Origin of the sequence: Geodermatophilus sp. DSM 44513, assembly GCF_032460525.1 — a bacterium.
Classification (GTDB): Bacteria; Actinomycetota; Actinomycetes; order Mycobacteriales; family Geodermatophilaceae; genus Geodermatophilus.
The window spans coordinates 1,510,110-1,530,039 of sequence record NZ_CP135963.1 but is presented as its reverse complement, the minus strand read 5'-3'; the positions used below and the strand labels follow the sequence as shown (position 1 = coordinate 1,530,039).

The window sequence follows — 19,930 nt, the reverse complement described above, 5'->3', positions numbered from 1 at the left end:
GTGGTGTGGGGCTCAGGCGGGGACGCGCTCGGGGGTGCGCAGTGCGGCGCGGAGGTCGTCGGTGAGCACGACGTCGGCGTACTTGGCGCCCATGTCGAACAGTTCGACCTCGTGGGAGAGCTGGGAGCGGTCGGCGACGCACTCCAGCGGCACGACGACGGGGAAGTTGAGCATGAAGGCGTCGTTGACGGTGGCCCGGACGCACCCGCTCGTGGTCATGCCGGTGACCACGACGGTGTCGGCGCGCAGGGCGTTGAGCACGGCGTGCAGCTGGGTGCCGAAGAAGGCCGAGGGCTTGGGCTTGACCATGACGATGTCGCCGTCGACGGGTGCCACCTCCGGGACCACCTCGTGGTGCGGCCCCGGGGCGTCGAAGGGGAACATGCTCGGCCCGGGCCGGCCGCGCAGCCAGGCGCCGACCTGGGCGGGGTGCGGCAACGGCTCGGTCACCGTGTACACGACCGGCACACCGGCCGCGCGTGCCTCGCCGAGCAGCCCGGCGAGGCCGGCCGCGCACGGCTCACCGGTCGCCGCCCAGCCGGTGGGGTAGCGGTCGCGGACGAACGCCTCGGTCATGTCGACCACCAGCAGCACCGGGCGCCGGCCGATGGGCCGGGGCTCGGGCAGGTCACCGGACCACATCTTGCGCAGCGCGGCGAGGTCCTCGGCCGGGATGCGGGAGAGCCGGTCCAGCGCCGAGCGCATCACAGCCGCACCTCCCCGGCCCAGCGGCTGGTGCGGTTGGCGGCGAGGACGATCAGCCGGTCGAGGACGAAGCCGATCACCGCGAGCAGCAGGATGACCGCCATGGCGGTCATCGGGTCGAAGTCGGTGCTGGCCCGCCGGATGAGGTAGCCGAGCCCGCGGCTCTCGCCGAGGATCTCGGTGACCACCATGATCACCAGCATGATGGGGGTGGCCATCCGGAGGCTGGCCACCATCGCGGGCGTCGTGGCCCGCGCGATCACGGTGAACCGGGCACGCGGCCTGGCCTCCACGTTGCGCAGCAGCCAGAAGTAGTGCTTGTCGATCGACTGCACGGCCGCGTAGACGGTGAGCACGATCGGGTAGGCGCACTCCAGGGCGACCATCGCGACCTTCGACGCGGCACCGAACCCGAGCACCAGGATCAGCAACGGGTAGAGGGCCAGCTTGGGCACCGGGTAGGTGGCGGCGACCAGCGGCTCGAGCGCGGCGTCCATCCACCGCACGCGGGCCAGCAGGATGCCCAGCGTCACGCCGCCGACGACGGCGATGGTCAGCCCCAGCAGACCGCGTTGGAAGGTCAGCTGGGCGTGGAACCAGATCGTGCCGTCGGTGAGCAGCCGCCCGAGGGTCTGCGCCACGGCGAGCGGCCCCGGCAGGAGCCGGCTGGCCGCGACGGCCGCCAGGAGGTCCCAGACGACGAAGGGCAGGACGACGGCGGCCACCCGCCGGATCCGCCGGATCGTGCCGTCGCTGAGGCGTCGGCTCCGTTCCAGGCGCTCGAGCGCGGCCTCGTCGGCGGCGGTCGAGCGTGCGCGGTCCAGGACGTCAGCCACGACCGACCGCCTCCACCCGCTGCCCGCGCAGCAGCTGGCCGGCGAGGCGTGTCCAGGCCTGGTCGGCGAGGAAGCCGTACAGGGCGAAGGCCACGATGCCGGCCCACATCAGGGGGTAGACGAGGTCGTTGAACCCGTCCTCGATCAACGCGCCGAGACCGCCACGGCTGGCGCCCAGCGACTCGGTCGCGAAGGTGAGGATGAACGACAGCGCCAGGCTCAGCCGGACCCCGTTGACCACGGCGGGCATCGCGGCGCGCAGCACGACCTGGCGGAACGCGCGCAGCCGCCCGGCGCCGGCGTTGCGCGCGACCCACAGCAACCGCGGCTCGATGCCCCGGGTGCCCGCGAAGGCGTTGATGAAGGAGGGGTAGAAGCAGGAGATGGCGATCACCAGGATCCGCGCCGCGTCGGTGTAGCCCAGCCAGATGACCACCACAGGGAACAGCGCGATCTTGGGCAGCGGGTAGGTCAGCGAGACGAGGGTGTCGAAGACGTCCTCGGCCCAGCGGGAGACACCGGCGAGCAGACCGAGGGCGACTCCTGCGCTGCTGCCGAGGAGGAAGCCGGACATCTGCCGGCTCAGGCTGCTCGCCGAGGCCGGGAGCAGCGTGCCGTCGGTGACGGTGGTCCCGAGGGCCGCGGCGATGGCGGTGGGCGTCAGGACGTAGGCCGGCAGCAGGCCCAGCGCACCGGCCAGCTGCCAGACGGCCAGGAGCAGGAGGGTGAACAGGCTGGACGCGAGCCACTTCCGCTCCAGGACGGCGGTCACGGACGCCGGGCCGGTCACTTCCGGACGCCCTCCGCCGCGATGGCCTCGTCGCGCAGCAGCGACCACAGGCGCGCGTGGTAGCCGGCGAACTCCTGGCTGCCCTTGACGTCGTTGTCGCGCGGCCGGGGGAGGTCGATGGGGACGTCGGCGATGATCGAACCGGGCCGCCCGCTCATGACCAGGACGCGGTCGCCCAGGAACACCGCCTCGTTGATGTCGTGGGTGATGAACACGACCGTGATGCCGGCCTGCTGCCAGATCCGGTTGAGCTCCTCCTGCATGAGCTCGCGGGTCTGGGCGTCCAGCGCGCCGAACGGCTCGTCCATCAGCAGCACGTTCGGCTCCAGGGCCAGCGTCCGGGCGATGCCGGCGCGCTGCTGCATGCCGCCGGAGAGCTCACCGGGGTAGGCGTCGGCGAAACCGGTCAGGCCCACCAGGTCGAGCAGCTCGCCGGCCCGCTCCCGGCACTGCCGGCGGGTGGCGCCGGCGACCTCCAGCGGCCAGGCGACGTTGCGCTCGATCGTCCACCAGGGGAACAGGGTGGCCTTCTGGAACACCATGCCCCGGTCGCGGCCGGGCTCGCGCACGACCGTGCCACCGACGACGACCTCGCCCGAGCTGGCCGTCTCGAACCCGCCGAGGACGTGCAGCAGCGTGGACTTGCCGCAGCCGGAGGGACCGATGACGACGACGAACTCGCCCTCGCGCGCCTGCAGGTCCACCCCGGCCAGTGCGGTGACGCTGCGACCGCCCCGGCGGAAGACCTTCGACACCCCGCGCACGGTGAGGATCGGGGCCTCCCCGTGCGCGGCGGACGTCGCCGTGGCCGCGAAGGCCCCGCTCGACGGGTTGTCCACGGGCAACTCCTCGGTGTGCGGGATCGTCGTCATCGGTGTGGCCCGTCCCTCCGTCAGTGCCCGAGGCTGACGCCCGGCCGGACCAGGGTCGTGGTGTCGATCCGGTCGGATTCCTGCAGGATCCCGAACTCGATCATGGCGTCCATCATCTGGGCGGTGCCCTCGGTGTCGACGACGCCGCCGTCGGGCCGGGCGTAGTCGTTGGTCGACAGGTAGACCTCCGGCGGCAGCGTGACGAACGACGTCCCGATCAGCTGCTGCTTGGCGACCGCGGGGTCGGCCTTGTAGAAGTCCATCGCCGCGGCGTAGTCCGCCGCCCAGGCGCAGACCGCCTCGACGTTGTCCTCGACGAACTGCTTGTCGAAGGAGACGGTGAGCAGGTCGTAGGCGAAGTCGGTGAGGTCGGCGGCGGAGTAGACGTCCTGGACCCCGCCCTTGGACATCGCCAGCGTGTAGAACGGCTCGGCCAGGCCGGCCACGTCGATCTGCCCGCCGCGCAGCGCCTCCTCCTGGGCCGGGAACGGGAAGACCACGAACTGCGCGTCGGTGTCCGGGTCGAGGCCCGCCTCCCGCAGACCCTGCCGCGCGATGAAGTCCAGCTGCGAGCCCTCGTCGATGATCGCCATCCGCTTGCCCTCGAGGTCCTCGACGCCGTCGATGCCACTGCCCTCCAGCGCGATGAACGTCGTGCTGTAGGCGTCGGGGTCGGCGTCGCGCATGATCGTCGCGATCGAGTACAGGTCGAGGGCGCCGCGCGAGGTCCCGGTGATCTGCGCCTGTGGGGAGATGACCACGGCGTCCAGGTCGCCGGCCTGGTAGGCGGTCAGCCGCTCCGCCGTCCCGCGGAAGGGCGCCAGCTCCATCTCGTACCAGGTGCCGTCGTGCTCCGAGGTGTCCCCCTCGGTCATCAGCCAGAAGGGCTCCTCGGCGGCCAGCCCGTGACCGATGCGCATGGTCACCGGCGCTGCGGGGGGCTGCGAGAGGTCGACGTCGGCACACCCGGACTCGCCGGCCGCTGTCGTCTCGACGGTCTCGTCCGCTCCCGCACTGCAGGCACTCAGCAGCAGTGCCAGCCCGATCGAGAGCGACGCGGTCCTGGGGATTCGCACAGGGCACCTCCGACTCGGTCGACCTTCGATGGACGTCGACATGCCTACTGTATGCACTACGTCCGTGAGTGTGTCAAGGCTCTCATCGGCCAGTGGTGTGGACCTGTGACGCTCAGCGTGGTCATCGAGTCAGGGAGTCCCGCCCTTAACGGTCCGCCATGCCGCGCGCGACGTAGACCGTGCGCGTCGGTCAACCGCACGCCCCGTCGTGGGGTCCGCGGTGACGGTCGCCGTGCACCCGGGCTGACCTGACGAGCGACAGGCGGCGACGGTAGTGCGGTGCCATGTCCGAGGGACTCCAGGAGGTGCTGTCCTCGTCGTAGGTGACCTCGGCACCGGCGACCCACGGCAGCGCCAGGAGCGCCTCTCGGGCGCTGTGCACGAAGGAGGGGCCCATCATGCAGGTCGGATCGGTCAACCCCAGGACCACCCTGACGAGCCGCCCGTCTCGCCCGTCGGTCACGGCGACCTCCCGCACGATCCCGAGCTCGGCGAGCCCCGCAGGCGCGCCGGCGGCGACGCTGCACGGGTCGATCACCCGGTCGAGTGCGGCTCGGACAGCCGCCTCGTCGGTCACCGGCCCACGGCGAGGGGACCACCGCTCCACGGGGCGGCCAGCTCGGTCGAGGAGAACCGGTCGCCCGCGGTCCGGGCCCTCAGCTCGTCGATGTCGAGTCCCAGCATCTGCAGGGCGTTCCGGCCGAGGATCTTCTCCTTGACCTCGCGGGTCAGCGGAGCACACCCGTACTCGAGGAGGTCCTCGGGCATCTTGAGGTCCCAGAACGCCTCCAGGAGCGGTTGCGGGTGCAGCGCCGAGGTGCCCGTGGCCCACACGATCCGGTCCTCCGTGCCGTAGTCGCCGAGGAACGCGCCGATCACGTGGGCGAACTTGCGCGGTGCGTTGTTGAGGTACGCGCTGGTGCCCTCGAGGTTGACCACGACGTTCGGGAAGCGGGCCAGCAGGAGCCGCGTCTCCTCCACGAACGCGGACCCACCGTGCACGACCTCGAAGACGAGGTCCGGGAACGTCGCGGCGGCCGCCTCCACGTCCTCCACCCGGTAGGGCGCCGCAGGGAACCGGCCCAGGGGGATGGCCTTGTGCACCGCGACCACCTTGACGCCACGGGCACGACACCGTTCATAGACCGGGTAGAGCCGCTCGGGGTCGTCCATCCGGAAGCTCTCGACGCGGCCCTGCACGAGGTCCACGGGGTAGAACTTGACGCCGACCACGCCGTGCTCGTCCACCAGCCGGTCGACCTGGTCGACGGCGTCCGGGGCGAACGGACTCACCGGGCCGTAGAGCGCGACCCGGCCGGGGAGCGCCGCACGCATCTCGACCCCGACCCACAGGGGCGATCCCCCGTCACGGAAGACGCCGTACTGCGGCACCCCGTGGTAGACGGTGAAGTCCGTCCAGCTCTCTGCGAACAGGCAGTGGGCGAGCATCTCGGGATCGGCTCCGTGCAGCCAGCGGTCCTCGTCGAGGAGCCACTCCGGTCGCCCTCGCGGTGACAGGGACTGGTGGATCCGGCGGTACTCGTGCGAGCCGACCCCGTCCGAGTAGCTGCGGGGGGCCACCTGGTTGTCCCGGGCGAAGTGGAGGCCGTGCGAGACGGCGTCGACGACGAAGGTCCCGTCGATCATCGAGTGACGCTCCCCGGTGTCGATCCGCTGAGTGGGTGGTCTCCGTACCGGGCGCCCCCTCGGGCGTCCTCCTCGAGGTCCTCGAGGACCCGACGGATGTGGTGGCGCAGCCGTTGGAAGGTGCCGTCCTCCTGGACCTCCAGCGCCCGCGGGCGGGCGAAGGGCACCTCGACGACCTCCCGGACGGAGCCCGGCGAACGGCCCATGACGAGGACCCGGTCCCCGAGGAAGACGGCCTCGGAGATGTCGTGGGTGATGAAGAGGACGGCCTGACCGCTGGGTTCGACGATGCGCAGGAGCTCCTGCTGCATGCGCTCCTTGGTCAGGGCGTCCAGTGCGCCGAACGGTTCGTCCATGAGGAGCAGTGCCGGCTCCGCGGCCAGGGCGCGGGCGAGGTTGACCCGTTGCTGCATGCCACCGGACAGCTGACCGGGGTAGTAGGAGCCGTACTGCTCGAGACCGACGAGACGCAGCGCCGCCGTGGCCCGCGCCCGGATCGACTGCCTGCTCTCACGGCGTTGGAGCTGCATGCCGTAGGCGACGTTGCCCTCCGCCGTGCGCCACGGGAGCAGCGACGCGCTCTGGAAGACCACGGCGCGGTCGGGACCTGGCCCGGTGACCGGGGACCCGTCGCGGAGCACCCGGCCCTCGTCGCTGGCGGTGAGCCCGGCGACGATGGCGAGCAACGTGCTCTTCCCGCAGCCTGACGGGCCGACCAGTGTGACGATCTCGCCGTCCCCTATCTCGAGGTCGACGTCGCGGAGCACCCAGTGGGTGCCGGTGCGGCTGCCGTAGCGCTTCCCGACACCCTCGACGCGGAACGTCACCCCAGCGCCTCCTCGATGTAGCGCGTCTCGAAGAAGTCCGCCGGGTCCGCCTCGGCGGCTTCGTCCTCGCCGCCCGCGGCGATCACCTCCAACGGCACACCCATCACCTCCTCGGTCGGTACCGGTTCGGCCGTCAGCACGGCACTGACCGCCGCGTACGAGGCGTCCAGGAGAGCGGGGTCATCGATGCGCGAGGTCTCGGCGATGACCTGCTTGGCGGCCTCCGGTTCGGTCTGCCACCTCTCGAGTGCCGCCACGAGGGCGCGGAGCAGCGCGACCGTCTGCTCGGCGTTCTCCTCGGCATAGCCGGCTCGGGTCGCGATCGCGGCGAACGGCCAGGTGTAGTCCGAGTCCGCCAGGTCGAGCAGCACCCGCATGCCCTGCTGTTGGGCGACCTCGGTCTGCGGCAGGGACAGCATGGCCGCGTCGACCTGGCCGGTGACGAGGGCGCTGAACTGGCCCGGCTGGTCGGGGATGACCCGGGTCGTCACGTCTGCGTCCGGGTCGAGTCCGGCATCTCGCAGCACCTGGCGCATGAAGATCGTGCTCAGCGACGTCGGCACCCCGACCGTCACCGACCGCCCCCTGAGGTCCTCGATCGAGGTGATGTCCGGGCCGACCGTCAGGGCCACCATGGGCCGGTCGATGTAGTTGGCGACCGCCAGGACGTCGGACCCCTGCAGTCGCAGGTCGTGCAGGGCCGGCCCAGGGAGGACCGCGTAGTCCAGCGAGCCACCGGCCAGGGCGGGGCTCAGTGCGCCGGGCTGCACGTACTGCACCTCGACGTCCACGCCGTTCTCGTCGAAGAGTCCCTGCTGCTCGGCGAAGCTGGGCAACGCGTAGTACGGCGTCGGGATCGGTACCGCCAGCGTGACCGTCTCCCCGGTGCCGCTCTCCCCTCCGCTGCCCGCCGTGTCGCTGCCGGCAGCCGCCGGGTCCGCCCCGTCCTGCCCGCAGGCGGCGAGGAGCAGCACGCCGAGGGCGAGCAGGACGGTCATCGGACGTCGCGGGCCCTGAGCTGTACGGCGGGGCAGGGGACGGGCGCTGATGGTGATCACGGGACGACCTTCCAGGCGCTGACGCGGGCTTCCAACCGGGTGAGCAGGGCGTTGAGCAGGAGCGCGAACGCGGTCACGACGAGCACGCCGACGAAGGCGACGTCGGTCTGCAGGGACAGGCCGGCCGTCGTGATGAGCGCGCCGAGTCCCACGTTGCCGGTGAAGAACTCCGCGACGACGACGCCGATGAGCGCCATCCCCATGGACAGGCGCAGGCCGCTGACGATGAACGGGAGCGCGGAGGGCAGGGCCAGGGTCCAGAAGACGTCTCGGTCCCTGGCCATGAAGCTCCGAGCCACCCGCAGCAGCGACGGGTCGATGGCGCGCACCCCTGACACCGTGTTGATGAGCAGCGGGAAGAAGGCGGTGATGAAGACGATGACGACCTGGGACTGCAGACCCACTCCGAACCACGTGAAGATCACCGGGATGAGAGCGATCCGGGGGGCGACGTAGAGCGTCTGAAGGAAGGGATCGAAGACAGCGGCCAGCCGGCTGTACCAGCCGAGCAGGATCCCGGCGGGCAGGGCGAAGACGACCGACAGCGCGAAGCCGAGCCCGAACAACCTGCCGCTCGCGACCAGGTGCTCGGTCAACTCCCCCTCTCGGACCAGCTCGACCAGGGCCTCACCGATGCCGGTCGGTGAACTCGTGAAGAGCGGGTTGATCCAGCCGAACACAGCGGCCAGCTGCCAGCCGCACAGGAACACGGTGACACTGAGCGCTGAGACGGCGAGGCTGCCGACCGGCCGGCGTCGGCGGGGCCGACGAGCGTCGTCCACCGGCCCGGTCGTGACCACCGCAGGAGTGGGACTCCCCGCGGGGTGGTCGCCCACCGTCTGGCCGCCTGCGACCGCGGCCTCCTCGGCACGGTGTGACCGGTCGAGCTCGTCGACGAGACCTGCATCGTTCTCGCGGCCTGTCGTGCTCATGGACACTCCCGTCGCTCGGGATCGTCGCCACCCATGAGGTGTCAACTGTGTTCTGCATACACTAAGCAGTTCGAGGGAGACGGTCAACCAGCTCGTGCGCGCAGCGGCTCCGGCCGCGCTCACCAGCCCCGGTGGGTCAGCACGGACGCGGAGCTCCGCAGCCGGACGTGCACGGCCTTCTGCTCCACGTAGCTCCACAGCTCCTCGACGGACTCCTCGCGACCCGTCCCGCTGTTCTTCGTGCCCCCGAACGGCGTGCCGAAGTAGTGGCGGCTGGAGTCGTTGACCCAGACGTACCCGGCGTCCAGGGCCGCCGCCGTCCGGTGCGCGAGGTCGAGGTCGGAGGTCCAGACACTGGCAGTCAGGCCGAACTCCACCCCGTTGGCGACGCGGACCATCTCGTCGTAGTCGTCCCAGGCCAGCACGCTGACCACCGGACCGAACACCTCGTCCTGCGCCACCTCCATGCCCGGCTGCACACCGCTGAGCACGGCGGGGTTGACGAAGTAGCCCTCCCTCGGGACGCCGGTCGGCCGGTCGCCGCCGGCCACCAGGGTCGCGCCGTCGGAGACGGCCCGGTCCAGGAAGCCGGTCACCCGCGCGAGCTGGGCGGCACTCACCACCGGCCCCATGTCGGCCGTCTCCTCGTAGGCGGTGCGGACCCGCAGCCGGGACACCCGCTCGGCCAGTGCGGCCACGAACTCGTCGTGCACGGCCCGGTGCACGAGGATCCGCGAGTTGGACCCGCAGGACTGTCCCTGGCAGACGGTGAGGTTCATCCCGTCGACGGCCCCCTCCACCGCCGCGGCCACGTCGGTGTCGGGGAACACGACCATCGCGTTCTTCCCGCCGAGCTCCAGGGACACGTTCTTGACCCGGCCGGACTCGGCGGCGCGCCGCTGGATGAGCAGCCCGACGGGCACGCTGCCGGTGAAGGCGATCCGCTTGACGGTGGGGTGGGTGACGAGGGCGTCCCCGGCCTCGGCGCCGCCGGTGACGACGTTGACCACCCCCGGCGGGAAGGCCTCGGCGAACAGCTCGGCGAGGCGCAGCGTGGTCAACGGCGTCTGGGGCGAGGGCTTGAGCACGACGGTGTTGCCCGTGATGAGCGCCGGCAGCGGGCGGGTGGCGGCGAACATCAGCGGGTGGTTGAAGGCGGTGATGCGGCCGACGACCCCGTAGGGCGACGAGGTCGTGTAGTGCAGGCCGTCCCGGCTGGCCGGGATCACCTGGCCGCCCATCTGCTGCGCCAGACCCGGCCAGCCGCGGACGTAGGCGACGCTGATGCCGACGTCCCCGCGCATGGCCCGGACCGGGTTGCCGCTGTCGATGGCCTCCAGCACCGCGAGCTCCTCGAGGTGGTCCTCGAGGAGCTGGGCGAAACGCCCGAACGCGGCGGCTCGCCCGTCGTGCCCGGCGGCGTGCCAGCCCGGCTGGGCGGCCTCCGCCGCGGCGACCGCCCTGCCCACGTCGGCCGGACCCGCTTCGGGCACCTGGGTCAGCACCGCACCGGTGGAGGGGTCGACGGTCTCGGTCGCCCGGTCCCCGGTGACCAGCTCACCCCCGATCAGCATGCGGAACTCCCGCCCGGTCACGTACCGGTCCACGGCGTCGGAGGCGGGCAGGACGTCGTCCACGGTGTCGGTCATCGGTCTCCCTCGGGGTCGCCCGGTCCTCCGGGCGTCAACACGTCGATGAGCGCCGGTCGCCCCGCGGCCACGGTGGCGAGGGCGTCGGTGAGTGCCAGTCGCAGGTGTCCGGGGTCCCGCACCGGACCCCAGGCCGGTACGCCCAGGGACCTGGCGAGGCCGGCGAGGTCGACGGCCGGCTGGTCCAGACCAGAGCCGACGTACTCCGACCCGGCGCTGCGACCGCGGGTGGCACCGAGGGAACGGGCGTGGCCGACGGTGTTGCCGTAGGCCCGGTTGTCGTGAACGACGAAGAGCACCGGCACACCCAGCCGGGCCGCGGTCCACAGCGCCTGCGGGCCGAACAGCAGGTCCCCGTCACCCTGCACGTCGACGACGATGCGGCCCGGTGGCGAGGCCAGCGCGACGCCCACCGAGGCGGCCGGCCCGTAGCCGAGCCCGCCCCCGCCCGAGTGTCCGCACCACTGACGCGGGCGGGTGAAGTCCCAGAGCCGGTGCTCGGCGCGGTCGACGGTGCCGGCCGCCAGGACCCAGTCCCGGCCCTCCAGCGCCCGGCCCAGCTCGCTCAGCAGCCGCGGCACGGGCACCGTGCCCGCCGCGGTGGCGGTCTCCGCGGCCGCCCGCCACCGCTCGCGGGTGCGCCGCACGCACCCGGCCAGGCCCGCTCTGCGCTCCGCGACCGTGCCGGACGGGGCGGGGTCCTCCCGGAGCCTGGCCAGGAGACCGGTGAGCGCCGGGACGGCGTCGCTGGTGAGGTGCCGGGAGGTCGGGACGAGTGCCTGGTAGTCGTGGGCCCAGGAGCGCACCCGCAGGTGACCGGGGGTGATCGCCACCGCCGGCGCCCGTACGTCGGAGAGCGCGCCGCGGAGTGCACCCAGCGGGTCGTCGACGTCGAGGAGCACGACGAGGTCGGCCTCGGCGAGCCGATCCGGCATGCCGGCGGCCCACAGCTCGTGGTCCGTGGGGAAGTTCAGCCGCGGGCCGGTGTCGAGCACCGGCGCGGCGAGGAGCTCGGCGAGCTCCACCAGGGCGGTGAACCCCTCCGGCGTGTCACCGGCGTGACCGGCGACGAACAGGGGGAACCGTGCGGTGCGCAGCCGCTCGGCGAGCTCGTCGAGGTCCTCCGGCCGGGCGGCCGGCGGGGTGGGCACGGCGAACCGGTCGAGCGACACCTCCGGCAGGTCGGCCGGGAGCCGCTCCTCTTGCAGGTCGACGTCCAGGCACCAGTAGACCGGCCCGGCCGGTGAGGACGTCGCCAGCCCGACGGCACGGGCGAAGGACTCCGGCACCGAGTGCAGGTCGTGCGGCTGGTCGTCCCACTTGACGTAGTGCCGGATGGCCTCGGCCTGCGCGCTGGCCGTGTGGATCCAGTCGATCCACGGCCGGCGCCGGGCCTTCGACATGGGCCCGGTGCCACCGAGGACGAGCATCGGCACCCGGTCGCACCAGGCGTTGTAGATGGCCATGCTGGCGTTCTGCAGGCCGACGACGTCGTGCAGCAGCACGGCCATGGGCCGGCCGGAGGCCTTCGCGTACCCGTGGGCGATCCCGACGGCGACCCCCTCGTGCAGGCAGAGCACCATCCGGGGAGCGCCGTCGGGGGCGTGCACCAGCGAGTCGTGCAGTCCCCGGATCGTCGCGCCGGGATTGAGCGCCACGTACTCGATGCCGGCCTGCCGCAGCAGGTCGACGGCCAGGTCCGAGCCCCACTCCCGGTCGGTCACGACAGGAAGCTCTCGGGCGGGCCGGGTCCCCAGACGTTGACCGTCCGGTGCCGCTCGTCCAGCCGCCACCGGGGCGGGCGGTAGGTGGCCTCGTCCTCGATGTGGACCATGTCGCTGAACAGCTCGAAGCGCAGCCCGGAGGACGGGTCCCGTACGTAGACGAAGAGGTTGTTGCCGGGACCGTGCCGGCCGGGGCCGTACTCGACCGACCACCCCAGGCCGGCGAGCCGGTCGCAGAGCACCCGGTAGCTGTCCCAGCCGTGCACCTCCAGTGCGACGTGGTGCGCGCCACCGACCGGTCCGGCGCGGACGCCGAGGTTGTGGTGCTCGCTGCCGATCCGCAGGAAGTAGAACGCCTCGCCGATCTGCTCGGACAGCCGCAGGCCCAGGCCCTCGATCATCGTCTGCACGAGCGCGGCGGGCTCCGGCGTCAGGACGTTGACGTGTCCGAGCCGGCGGGGGCGCAGCGAGGACGGGGGCAGCACCGGCTGGTGCGCGACGGCCGGCACGATCTCCCGCAGGCTCACCCGGATGCCCCCGACCTCCACGGCCAGGCCGGGACCCGCGCCGTCGTCCGCGGGGAGACGCGCGGTGGTCCGGCCCAGCGCCTCCAGCCGGCCGGTCACGGCGCCCAGGTCCAGGCCCGGTGAGCCCTCCAGCACGACCTCGACCAGTCGCACCCCGGGGCCCGCACGCAGCACCAGGATCTCGGCCGGGCCGGTGCCCGCGTACGGGGGGTCGGTGAGGACGGTGACGGCCCCGTCCGCCCGCGCAGCCGTGCCCAGCGTCAACCCCTCCTCCAGGAACCGGCCCGTGGTGGCGGGGTCGGGCACCTCGAGGACGAGCTGCCGCAGCCGGGTCGGCCGGGACGGGACGCCGACGTCGCTCACCGCGGCACTGCCACGTACTTCGTGTCGAGGAACTCGCGGATGCCGGCCCGGCCGCCCTCGCGACCGATCCCCGACTCCTTGACCCCCCCGAACGGGGCGGCCGCGTTGGACACGATCCCCTGGTTCAGCCCCACCATCCCGACCTCCAGCGCCTCGCTGACCCGCAGCCCGCGCTCCAGGCTCTCGGTGAAGACATAGGCGACGAGGCCGTACTCGGTGTCGTTGGCCCAGCGCACCGCCTCCTCCTCGGTGTCGAAGGGGACGACCGGTGCCACCGGGCCGAAGACCTCCTCACGCATCACCCGCGCGTCGGTGCTGACGTCGGCGAGCACCGTCGGCTGGAAGAACCACCCGCCCTCCGGGCCCGCCGGGCGGCCACCGGTCAACACCCGGGCACCGCGGTGCACGGCGTCGTCGACCAGCGTGGTGACCTTCTCCAGCGACGGCCGGTCGATCAGCGGCCCCACCTGGGTGCCCTCGTCCAGGCCGTGCCCGAGGCGCATGCCGCCCAGCCGGTCGGCCAGCCGGCGGCCGAACTCCTCGGCCACCTCGCGGGCCACGTAGAGGCGGTTGCTGGCGGTGCACGCCTCGCCCATGTTGCGCATCTTGGCCATGACCGCGCCGTCGACCGCGGCGTCCAGGTCGGCGTCGGCGAAGACCAGCAGCGGCGCGTTGCCGCCCAGCTCCATCGACGTGCGCACGACCTTGTCCGCGCACTGCGCGAGCAGGACCTTGCCGACCTCGGTGGAGCCGGTGAACGACAGCTTCCGGATGCGCCCGTCGGCCAGCAGCGGGCGGGTGAGCGCGCCGGGATCGGTGGTGGTGAGCACGTTGAGCACCCCGGCCGGCAGGCCGAGCTCGACGAGCAGCTGGGTGAACAGCAGCGTGGTCAGCGGGGTCAGCTCGGCCGGCTTGAGGACCGCGGTGCACCCCGCGGCGAGAGCCGGGGCGATCTTGCGGGTGGCCATCGCCAGTGGGAAGTTCCACGGCGTGATCAGCAGGCACGGCCCTACCGGCCGGCTGGTCACCAGCAGGCGACCGCGGCCGTTCGGCGCCCGCACGTAGTCGCCGTCGATGCGAACGGCCTCCTCGGAGAACCAGCGCAGGAAGTCCACGGCGTAGTCGAGCTCGGCGTGCGCCTCGGCGAGCGGCTTGCCCATCTCCAGGGTCATCAGCACCGCGAACTCGTCCCGCCGGGCGAGCGTGGCGTCGTAGGCGGCGCGCAGCAGGTCGGCCCGCTCGCGTGGGGCGGTCTCGCCCCAGGACGCCTGCGCAGCGGTCGCGGCGTCCAGGGCGGCCATGGCCTCGGCGGGTCCGGCGTCGGCGACGCGTGCGAGCTCGGCCCCGGTGGCCGGGTCGTCGACGGCGAAGGTGCCCCCTGCGGCCGGGCGCCAGGCGCCGTCGACCAGCACCCCGGTCGGGAGCGCGTCGAGCACCTTGCGCACCGCCGGGTCGTCGTACCTCTGTGCACGCGTCATCGCGCTCCTCCGGGGACCAGGGCTCGGGCGGCGGGGGGCTTGAGCCGGGCGAGCTCGCCCAGGTCCCGGCCGCGGTCGGAGCACCGCGCCGCCACGAGCACGTGCCGCGCCAGCGCGAGGTCCTGCAGGGCGGTGCCCACGGACTTGAAGGTGAGCAGGTCCCGGTCGGGTTCGCGCCGCAGCAGGCCGGGGTCGCGGGCGACGGCGGACACCGGGACGAGCCGGGACGGGTCCAGCGCGCCGTCGGTGCAGGCGGCGATGACGTCCCCGGACTCGGCCAGCACCTGCGCCGGGTCGTCCACGACCACGGTCCCGCTGCGCCGCAGCGTGTGCACGTCGAGCTCGCGGAGGTCCGGCCGGGTGGAGCCGATGGACAGGACCGTGATGCCGTGGGGCAGCACCGCGCCGTCGAGCACCGGCTCGGTGGCCTTCGTGGCCAGCACGACGACCTGCGCGTCGGCCACCGCGTCGGCGACGTCGACGTGGGCGGTCACCGGCACCGCGATCTCCGCGGCCATCCGGTCGGCGAAGGCCGCGCGCCGCTGCGGCGACGGGCTGAAGACGGCGACGGACTCCAGTGGCCAGCTCCGCGCCAGGGCCCGCAGGTGACCCTCCGCCTCGAAACCGGAGCCGAGCAGGGCCAGCCGCGTCGGCGGGGTCGACACCATCAGGTCCGCGGCGACCGCCGTGTACGTCGCCGTCCGCAACCGGGTCAGTTCGTCGGCGTCGAGGATGCCCAGCAGGTCGCCCTGCTCCACGCCGTACAGCAGGACCAGGTAGCGGTTCCCGACACCCCTCACCAGGGTCATGATCTTCAGGCCCATGACGTCGTCCAGCACGGCCGGCATGGTCCGGATGAAGCCCGTGTCGCTCGGCAGGTCGGTCCGCGGCGGCAGCTTCGTGCGCCCGGCCGTCTCGGCGTCCAGCGCCGACCGCGCCGCCGCACGGCAGACCTCGTCGGTCGCCAGCGCCCGGATGTCCTCACCGTCCAGGAACAGCGTCACGCCGGGAACCTCCCGGTCCAGAACTGCTCGTCGTCCTCCGGGAGGTCGTAGCCGGACGCGGCCAGGCCGGCCCGCAGTGCCTTCATCTGTCCGGGCAGCAGACGCATCTGCGGCATCCGCAGCAGGCCGCCGTTGTAGCCCTGCAGGTAGCTCAGGTACTTCCACCCGTTGCGGTGGATCAGGTTGGCCCCGGCGAAGGTCGCGTGGAAGGCACCCTTGGCCTCACGGGCGGCCTGGTAGCTCCAGAAGACCTCCATCGCCTCGTCCCACTTGCCGTGGCGCAGCAGGTCCATCCACCGCGGCACGCGGTCGCCGAACGCCTCGTAACCGCTGGTGCCGATCCACTGGACGCCGAGGGTCTCCATCAGCGCGGGGCCGTACTGCTCCATCGGGTTCTCCACGAGGACGTGCGCACCGACCCGCCGGTGCACGTCGACGAGGGCGCTGAGCGCCGCCGGCCCGCCGGCCTCGAACTTCAGCGCGGCGGCGGTCTCCAGCCGCGCCATCTCCTCCAGTGCCTCCGGCGGGAACCCGGTCGGGTGCAGGTGCTTGAAGCCCCAGGTCATGACGGCGAACAGGACGAGCGCGAGGTCGGTGCTCTCGGCCACGTGGCGGGTGTGCGCCACCACCTCGGTGGCCGACGTCGGGCGGAAGGACGGCGGGTAGGACAGCAGAGCCGCCTCGAAGCCGAGTCCGCTGGCGGCGTCGGCGGCCTGCAGGGACTCCTCGACGGTGGAGAAGGACAGGTGCGCGACCAGGCGCAGGTCGCTGGGTGCCGCGTCGGCGGCGATCTCCATGAACTGCACGTACTCGGCCAGGGTGGTCCCGCTCTCCGAGGCCACCAGCGTGCCCCAGAAGCCGTGCTCGGCAGCCCGCCGGACGTCGTGCGCGATGCCCTGCCGGTTGAGGCCCGAGAAGTCCGCGGTGAACGAGGGCAGCGTGACGTTGCACGCGCCGTGCCACTGCTCGCGCGCCCGGTCCTTGATCTCCGACCGGCTGTAGGGAAGCGCCATCAGGTGTCTCCAGTGCTCGGGGGTCAGCGGGTCGTGCTGACCGCGTGGTGGACGGGCCGGTACAGCCAGCGCCCGGAACTGCTGAACCACGGCCGCTGAGCGAGCCGGTCGCGCCACTCGGTGGTACGGGCCCGCTCCCGCTCGGGCGCGGCCATCACGTCGCCGTCGCGCAGCTCGTGCAGGGCCAGGTGGGTCCACGGCGGGCCGTCGTGGCCGGGGAGGACGCGGTAACGCCGCACCCGCAGCCAACCGTCGGCCTCCATCAGCAGCGGGACGTGCTCCTCGGCGTACCAGGCCTCGAAGTCGCGCTCGTCCCCGTCCGGCACGGAGAAGCCGACCACCGACAGCACGCCGGGCCGTTCACCGACCGGGCCGGTGTCGGACAGCTCCGCACAGGTGTAGCGGGTGAAGCCGGAGACCGCGCCGAGCATCCGGGCCGTGCGGTCGCTGGGATGGGTCTTCAGCCGGCGGTACTCCGGCGTCTCGAGTGCGCCGAGGTCGTCGAGGAAGTAGCAGGCCAGCCATCGTGGCGTCCCGTCGAGCACCTCGTACCGCAGGGCCTCGGCGAAGCCGGGCAGCGCCATGCGCGCAGGGATGTGCTCGGACTCGTACCAGTCGTGGAAGTCCTCCTCCCAGCCGGGAGGCGGTTCCATCTGCGAGAACAGCAGGCCCTTCACGGGACTCCTCTCGTGACCTCGGCGGGGCAGGTGCGCTGGGGCGGTCAGGACGGCAGCGGCATCGGGACGCCGCGGGAGAGCCGGACCGTGGACTTGGGCGGCGGGGTGTTCCGGCTGCGGGTGAAGCGGACCTGCCCCTCGGTGACGGCCGCGGCGACGGCCGGCAGGTCACCGCGGCGCAGGGCGCCGCGCCAGTCGTCGGCCTGCGAGCCCTGGGGGGCGTCGACGACGACGAGGTCGGCCGGGCGGCCGGGCGCGAGGACACCGGCCGGCAGGTCGTAGATCGCGCCGACACTGCCGGTGACGGCGGCGACGGCCAGTTCGGGGGTGAAGGGGCCGAGGGACACCAGTTCGGCCATCGAGCGCAGCAGCGCCAGCGGGATGACCCCGGTGCCCGTGGGGGTGTCGCTGGCGATGAGCAGTCGCTCGGGACAGCCGTGCGCGAGGGCGACCTCACCGATGTGCACCGCGGAGCGCAGGTTGCCCGCCTGCACCAACTGCAGGGCCATGGTGCCGCCGTCGACCACGAGCGCCTCGGCGCCCTCCTCGCTCAACGACGTCGGCCCGCCGTTGACGTGTCCGAGGACGTCCGGCCGGATCTCCAGGAGCGCGTCGGCGTCCATCACCTCCAGACTCCCGGGGATGGAGCCGCCGCCGGTGTGCACCATGACGGTGATGTGGTTGTCCTGGGCCGCACGGACGACGGGTGCGTAGTCGCGCGGCGCGGTGAACGCACCGAACCCGCCCTTGGCCAGCCACACCCCCTCGCGGTTGAGCTCCGCGAAGTCCTCCGCGGTCAGTCCCGGCTCCAGGACCACCGAGCCGGCGTGCACCGTCACGCCTCCGGGCCGGTAGTGCCGGAAGGACCGCTCGGCGGCGATCGCCAGCGCCTTCACGCCGCTGGGGTCGGTCGGGCGTCCCGGGACGTGCACCTCGCTCGCGGAGATGGCCCGGGTCATCCCGCCGTGCAGGTAGCTCTCGAGGAACCCGACCGTCTTCTGGCGGGGGGTGTAGTCGCCGAAGGTGACGTGCACGTGCGAGTCGATGAAGCCGGGCAGGACGGTCGCGCCGCCCACGTCCAGCACCTGGTCACAGGCGTCGAGGTCGACGTCGCTGCCGGAGCCGACCCAGGAGATCAGCCCGTCCTCGCAGAGGAGGGCGTCCCCGGCCAGGCGTGTGCCGGCGAGGTCGCCGACGTGCGAGTCGCCGATGTCGACGACGGCCAGCCTCACCGGAGGCCGTCTCCGGCGGTGGCGTCGGCCTTGGCCAGTCCGCCCACGCGGTGGTGCGGCCGGCCACGGTTGGCCAGCGCGGCGATGACGACGATCTCGTCGGGCCGTGGCCCGTCGGGCACCCGCACGGTGACGGTGTCGTAGAACTCGCGGACGAAGAGCGCGTCCTTGTACGCCAGCGGCACGTCGATCGCCTCACCGGCGGCGGCGACCTTCGACGTCGAGGTCACCCACGTGCTGCCGTCGATGCCGTCGCGGAGCGCGTCGCCGAAGGGCGTGGTCAGGCAGGCGACCCCGTGTTCCTGCTCCCCCGCCGTCCCGACGACGGCCGCCTTGCCGCAGCTCTCCGCGCGGTCTCCGAGGACGGCGACGCACCGTGCGACCAGCTCCCGTGCGAGCGCGCCGGATGGCTCGAGGAGCTCGTCCAGCTCGTCGGACCAGCGGCCGGCGTACGGGTTGTGGATCACGGCGGCGACCGCGGCCTTGCGCAACGGCTGCGCCAGCTCGGGGCCGCCGTCGGTGTGGATCTCCTCCACCACGCTGACCCACTTGCGGACCTGCAGTGCCACTGGCGTCTCCTCCGGTCGTCTCGTCGTGGTCGTCTCGTCGCGGTCCTCACGCGGTCCTGCGCGTCCCGGTCGCGTCGCTCAGGGCATGAGCAGGCCGCCGTTGACGTGCAGCACCTGGCCGGTGACGTAGGCGCTCTCCGGACCGAGCAGGAACAGCACCGGGCCGACGACGTCGCCGGTCTCGGCCAGCCGGCCCAGCGGGATGGCCGCCTCGCGCTGCCGCCGGAACTCGGCCATCTCGTCGTCGGGCACGGGGAGGAACGGGGTCAGCACCGGCCCCGGCGCGACGGCGTTCACGCGCACGCCGACGCCCGCGTACTCCAGGGCAGCCGACTTGACCAGGGCCTCGACCCCCGCCTTGGCGGCCGCGTAGTGGCTGCCCCGGGGGTAGCCCTTCGTCGCCCAGCCGGAGGACAGGGCGACCACGGCCCCCGTGCCGGCCGCGGCCATGCCGTGCAGCGTCGCGCGGAAGGTGAGGAAGGTGCCGGTGAGGGAGGTGTCGACCACCCGGTGCCACTCCTGCTCCGACAGGGCGGCGAGTTCGGACTCGGAGACCACACCGGCCGCACAGACCAGGTGGGTGGGCGGCCCGAGCTCGGTGGTCACCTCGTCGATGGCTGCTTCCACCTGGTCACCGGAGGTCACGTCGCAGTCGAGCGCGAGGTCGGCGTCGGCACCGTCGGTGTCCCGGTCGAGCACCGCCACCGTGGCCCCCTCACGGCGCAGGGCCGCGGCGACGTGCCGGCCGATGGCGCCGTGACCGCCGGTGACCACAGCGACACCGCCCTCGAACCGCTGCCTGTCCGGCATGCCCCACCTCCGGCTGACAACTGTATTCACTTGATCGGCACGGGACAAGAGGGTGCCCACTTCTGTATTCAGTAGTCAACTGGGTGGGAGGGGGCTAGGATCCCGTGGACGGCTGCCTGGGCGCCCGGAGCGAGAGAATCG

The 19,930-nt window shown here is 72.7% G+C and carries 20 protein-coding genes; all 20 read right to left on the bottom strand.

Annotated features, from left to right (window positions below):
* Positions 1–12: 12 nt before the first annotated feature.
* The 20 genes from RTG05_RS07445 to RTG05_RS07350 all read right to left on the bottom strand — a co-directional run bounded on the left by RTG05_RS07445 (position 13) and on the right by RTG05_RS07350 (position 19,789).
* Positions 13–705 carry an isochorismatase family protein gene (locus RTG05_RS07445; RefSeq protein ID WP_166528110.1) on the bottom strand — a complete coding sequence of 231 codons (693 nt, stop codon included), beginning with the start codon at positions 703–705 and terminating at the stop codon, positions 13–15.
* On the bottom strand, positions 705–1,541 hold the full coding sequence (locus RTG05_RS07440; RefSeq protein WP_166528109.1) for an ABC transporter permease: 837 nt from the start codon (positions 1,539–1,541) through the stop codon (positions 705–707). Before RTG05_RS07440 ends, RTG05_RS07445 begins: the two co-directional genes overlap by 1 nt.
* Positions 1,534–2,313: an ABC transporter permease gene (locus RTG05_RS07435; RefSeq protein WP_166528108.1), complete on the bottom strand. Its 780-nt coding sequence runs from the start codon at positions 2,311–2,313 to the stop codon at positions 1,534–1,536. The genes RTG05_RS07440 and RTG05_RS07435 overlap by 8 nt, the downstream gene beginning before the upstream one ends.
* A 14-nt stretch (positions 2,314–2,327) precedes the next feature.
* Positions 2,328–3,203 carry an ABC transporter ATP-binding protein gene (locus tag RTG05_RS07430; protein ID WP_166528107.1) on the bottom strand — a complete coding sequence of 292 codons (876 nt, stop codon included), beginning with the start codon at positions 3,201–3,203 and terminating at the stop codon, positions 2,328–2,330.
* 20 nt (positions 3,204–3,223) lie between these two features.
* Positions 3,224–4,123: an ABC transporter substrate-binding protein gene (locus RTG05_RS07425; protein ID WP_315912568.1), complete on the bottom strand. Its 900-nt coding sequence runs from the start codon at positions 4,121–4,123 to the stop codon at positions 3,224–3,226.
* Between the two features lie 346 nt (positions 4,124–4,469).
* The gene (locus tag RTG05_RS07420; RefSeq protein ID WP_166528105.1) at positions 4,470–4,856 is read right to left on the bottom strand and encodes a metal-sulfur cluster assembly factor; all 387 of its coding nucleotides are present in this window, start codon (positions 4,854–4,856) and stop codon (positions 4,470–4,472) included.
* Positions 4,853–5,926, bottom strand: a complete 1,074-nt coding sequence (locus tag RTG05_RS07415) for an amidohydrolase family protein (RefSeq protein WP_166528104.1) — start codon at positions 5,924–5,926, stop codon at positions 4,853–4,855. The genes RTG05_RS07420 and RTG05_RS07415 overlap by 4 nt, the downstream gene beginning before the upstream one ends.
* Complete coding sequence (locus RTG05_RS07410; protein WP_166528103.1) at positions 5,923–6,753, bottom strand: ABC transporter ATP-binding protein; 831 nt, start codon at positions 6,751–6,753, stop codon at positions 5,923–5,925. The genes RTG05_RS07415 and RTG05_RS07410 overlap by 4 nt, the downstream gene beginning before the upstream one ends.
* Positions 6,750–7,751: an ABC transporter substrate-binding protein gene (locus tag RTG05_RS07405; protein ID WP_166528102.1), complete on the bottom strand. Its 1,002-nt coding sequence runs from the start codon at positions 7,749–7,751 to the stop codon at positions 6,750–6,752. Before RTG05_RS07405 ends, RTG05_RS07410 begins: the two co-directional genes overlap by 4 nt.
* 56 nt (positions 7,752–7,807) lie before the next feature.
* Entirely contained in the window at positions 7,808–8,743 is a 936-nt protein-coding gene (locus RTG05_RS07400) for an ABC transporter permease (RefSeq protein ID WP_166528101.1), read from the bottom strand.
* 119 nt (positions 8,744–8,862) lie between these two features.
* Positions 8,863–10,392: an aldehyde dehydrogenase family protein gene (locus RTG05_RS07395; RefSeq protein WP_166528100.1), complete on the bottom strand. Its 1,530-nt coding sequence runs from the start codon at positions 10,390–10,392 to the stop codon at positions 8,863–8,865.
* Positions 10,389–12,116 carry a thiamine pyrophosphate-binding protein gene (locus tag RTG05_RS07390; protein ID WP_166528099.1) on the bottom strand — a complete coding sequence of 576 codons (1,728 nt, stop codon included), beginning with the start codon at positions 12,114–12,116 and terminating at the stop codon, positions 10,389–10,391. The genes RTG05_RS07395 and RTG05_RS07390 overlap by 4 nt, the downstream gene beginning before the upstream one ends.
* Positions 12,113–13,006, bottom strand: a complete 894-nt coding sequence (locus tag RTG05_RS07385; RefSeq protein WP_166528098.1) for a VOC family protein — start codon at positions 13,004–13,006, stop codon at positions 12,113–12,115. Before RTG05_RS07385 ends, RTG05_RS07390 begins: the two co-directional genes overlap by 4 nt.
* Positions 13,003–14,484 carry an NAD-dependent succinate-semialdehyde dehydrogenase gene (locus RTG05_RS07380; RefSeq protein WP_166528097.1) on the bottom strand — a complete coding sequence of 494 codons (1,482 nt, stop codon included), beginning with the start codon at positions 14,482–14,484 and terminating at the stop codon, positions 13,003–13,005. The genes RTG05_RS07385 and RTG05_RS07380 overlap by 4 nt, the downstream gene beginning before the upstream one ends.
* Positions 14,481–15,488: an ornithine cyclodeaminase family protein gene (locus tag RTG05_RS07375; RefSeq protein ID WP_166528096.1), complete on the bottom strand. Its 1,008-nt coding sequence runs from the start codon at positions 15,486–15,488 to the stop codon at positions 14,481–14,483. Before RTG05_RS07375 ends, RTG05_RS07380 begins: the two co-directional genes overlap by 4 nt.
* A complete protein-coding gene (locus RTG05_RS07370) occupies positions 15,485–16,501 on the bottom strand; it encodes a dihydrodipicolinate synthase family protein (RefSeq protein ID WP_166528095.1) in 1,017 nt (338 codons plus the stop codon). Before RTG05_RS07370 ends, RTG05_RS07375 begins: the two co-directional genes overlap by 4 nt.
* 23 nt (positions 16,502–16,524) lie before the next feature.
* Positions 16,525–17,178, bottom strand: a complete 654-nt coding sequence (locus tag RTG05_RS07365; RefSeq protein WP_166528094.1) for a DUF4286 family protein — start codon at positions 17,176–17,178, stop codon at positions 16,525–16,527.
* A gap of 44 nt (positions 17,179–17,222) precedes the next feature.
* Entirely contained in the window at positions 17,223–18,410 is a 1,188-nt protein-coding gene (locus RTG05_RS07360; RefSeq protein WP_166528093.1) for an amidohydrolase family protein, read from the bottom strand.
* Positions 18,407–18,979, bottom strand: a complete 573-nt coding sequence (locus tag RTG05_RS07355) for an amino acid synthesis family protein (RefSeq protein ID WP_166528092.1) — start codon at positions 18,977–18,979, stop codon at positions 18,407–18,409. Before RTG05_RS07355 ends, RTG05_RS07360 begins: the two co-directional genes overlap by 4 nt.
* A gap of 78 nt (positions 18,980–19,057) precedes the next feature.
* The gene (locus tag RTG05_RS07350) at positions 19,058–19,789 is read right to left on the bottom strand and encodes an SDR family NAD(P)-dependent oxidoreductase (protein ID WP_166528091.1); all 732 of its coding nucleotides are present in this window, start codon (positions 19,787–19,789) and stop codon (positions 19,058–19,060) included.
* Positions 19,790–19,930: the final 141 nt, after the last annotated feature.

Bases quoted from the DNA above. Each gene is read 5' to 3' on its own strand.
- RTG05_RS07370 (WP_166528095.1), bottom strand. From the start codon at position 16,501: ATGGCGCTTCCCTACAGCCGGTCGGAGATCAAGGACCGGGCGCGCGAG.
- RTG05_RS07380 (WP_166528097.1), bottom strand. From the start codon at position 14,484: ATGACGCGTGCACAGAGGTACGACGACCCGGCGGTGCGCAAGGTGCTC.
- RTG05_RS07400 (WP_166528101.1), bottom strand. From the start codon at position 8,743: ATGAGCACGACAGGCCGCGAGAACGATGCAGGTCTCGTCGACGAGCTC.
- RTG05_RS07395 (WP_166528100.1), bottom strand. From the start codon at position 10,392: ATGACCGACACCGTGGACGACGTCCTGCCCGCCTCCGACGCCGTGGAC.
- RTG05_RS07445 (WP_166528110.1), bottom strand. From the start codon at position 705: ATGCGCTCGGCGCTGGACCGGCTCTCCCGCATCCCGGCCGAGGACCTC.
- RTG05_RS07350 (WP_166528091.1), bottom strand. From the start codon at position 19,789: ATGCCGGACAGGCAGCGGTTCGAGGGCGGTGTCGCTGTGGTCACCGGC.
- RTG05_RS07415 (WP_166528104.1), bottom strand. From the start codon at position 5,926: ATGATCGACGGGACCTTCGTCGTCGACGCCGTCTCGCACGGCCTCCAC.
- RTG05_RS07430 (WP_166528107.1), bottom strand. From the start codon at position 3,203: ATGACGACGATCCCGCACACCGAGGAGTTGCCCGTGGACAACCCGTCG.
- RTG05_RS07405 (WP_166528102.1), bottom strand. From the start codon at position 7,751: ATGACCGTCCTGCTCGCCCTCGGCGTGCTGCTCCTCGCCGCCTGCGGG.
- RTG05_RS07425 (WP_315912568.1), bottom strand. From the start codon at position 4,123: ATGCGCATCGGTCACGGGCTGGCCGCCGAGGAGCCCTTCTGGCTGATG.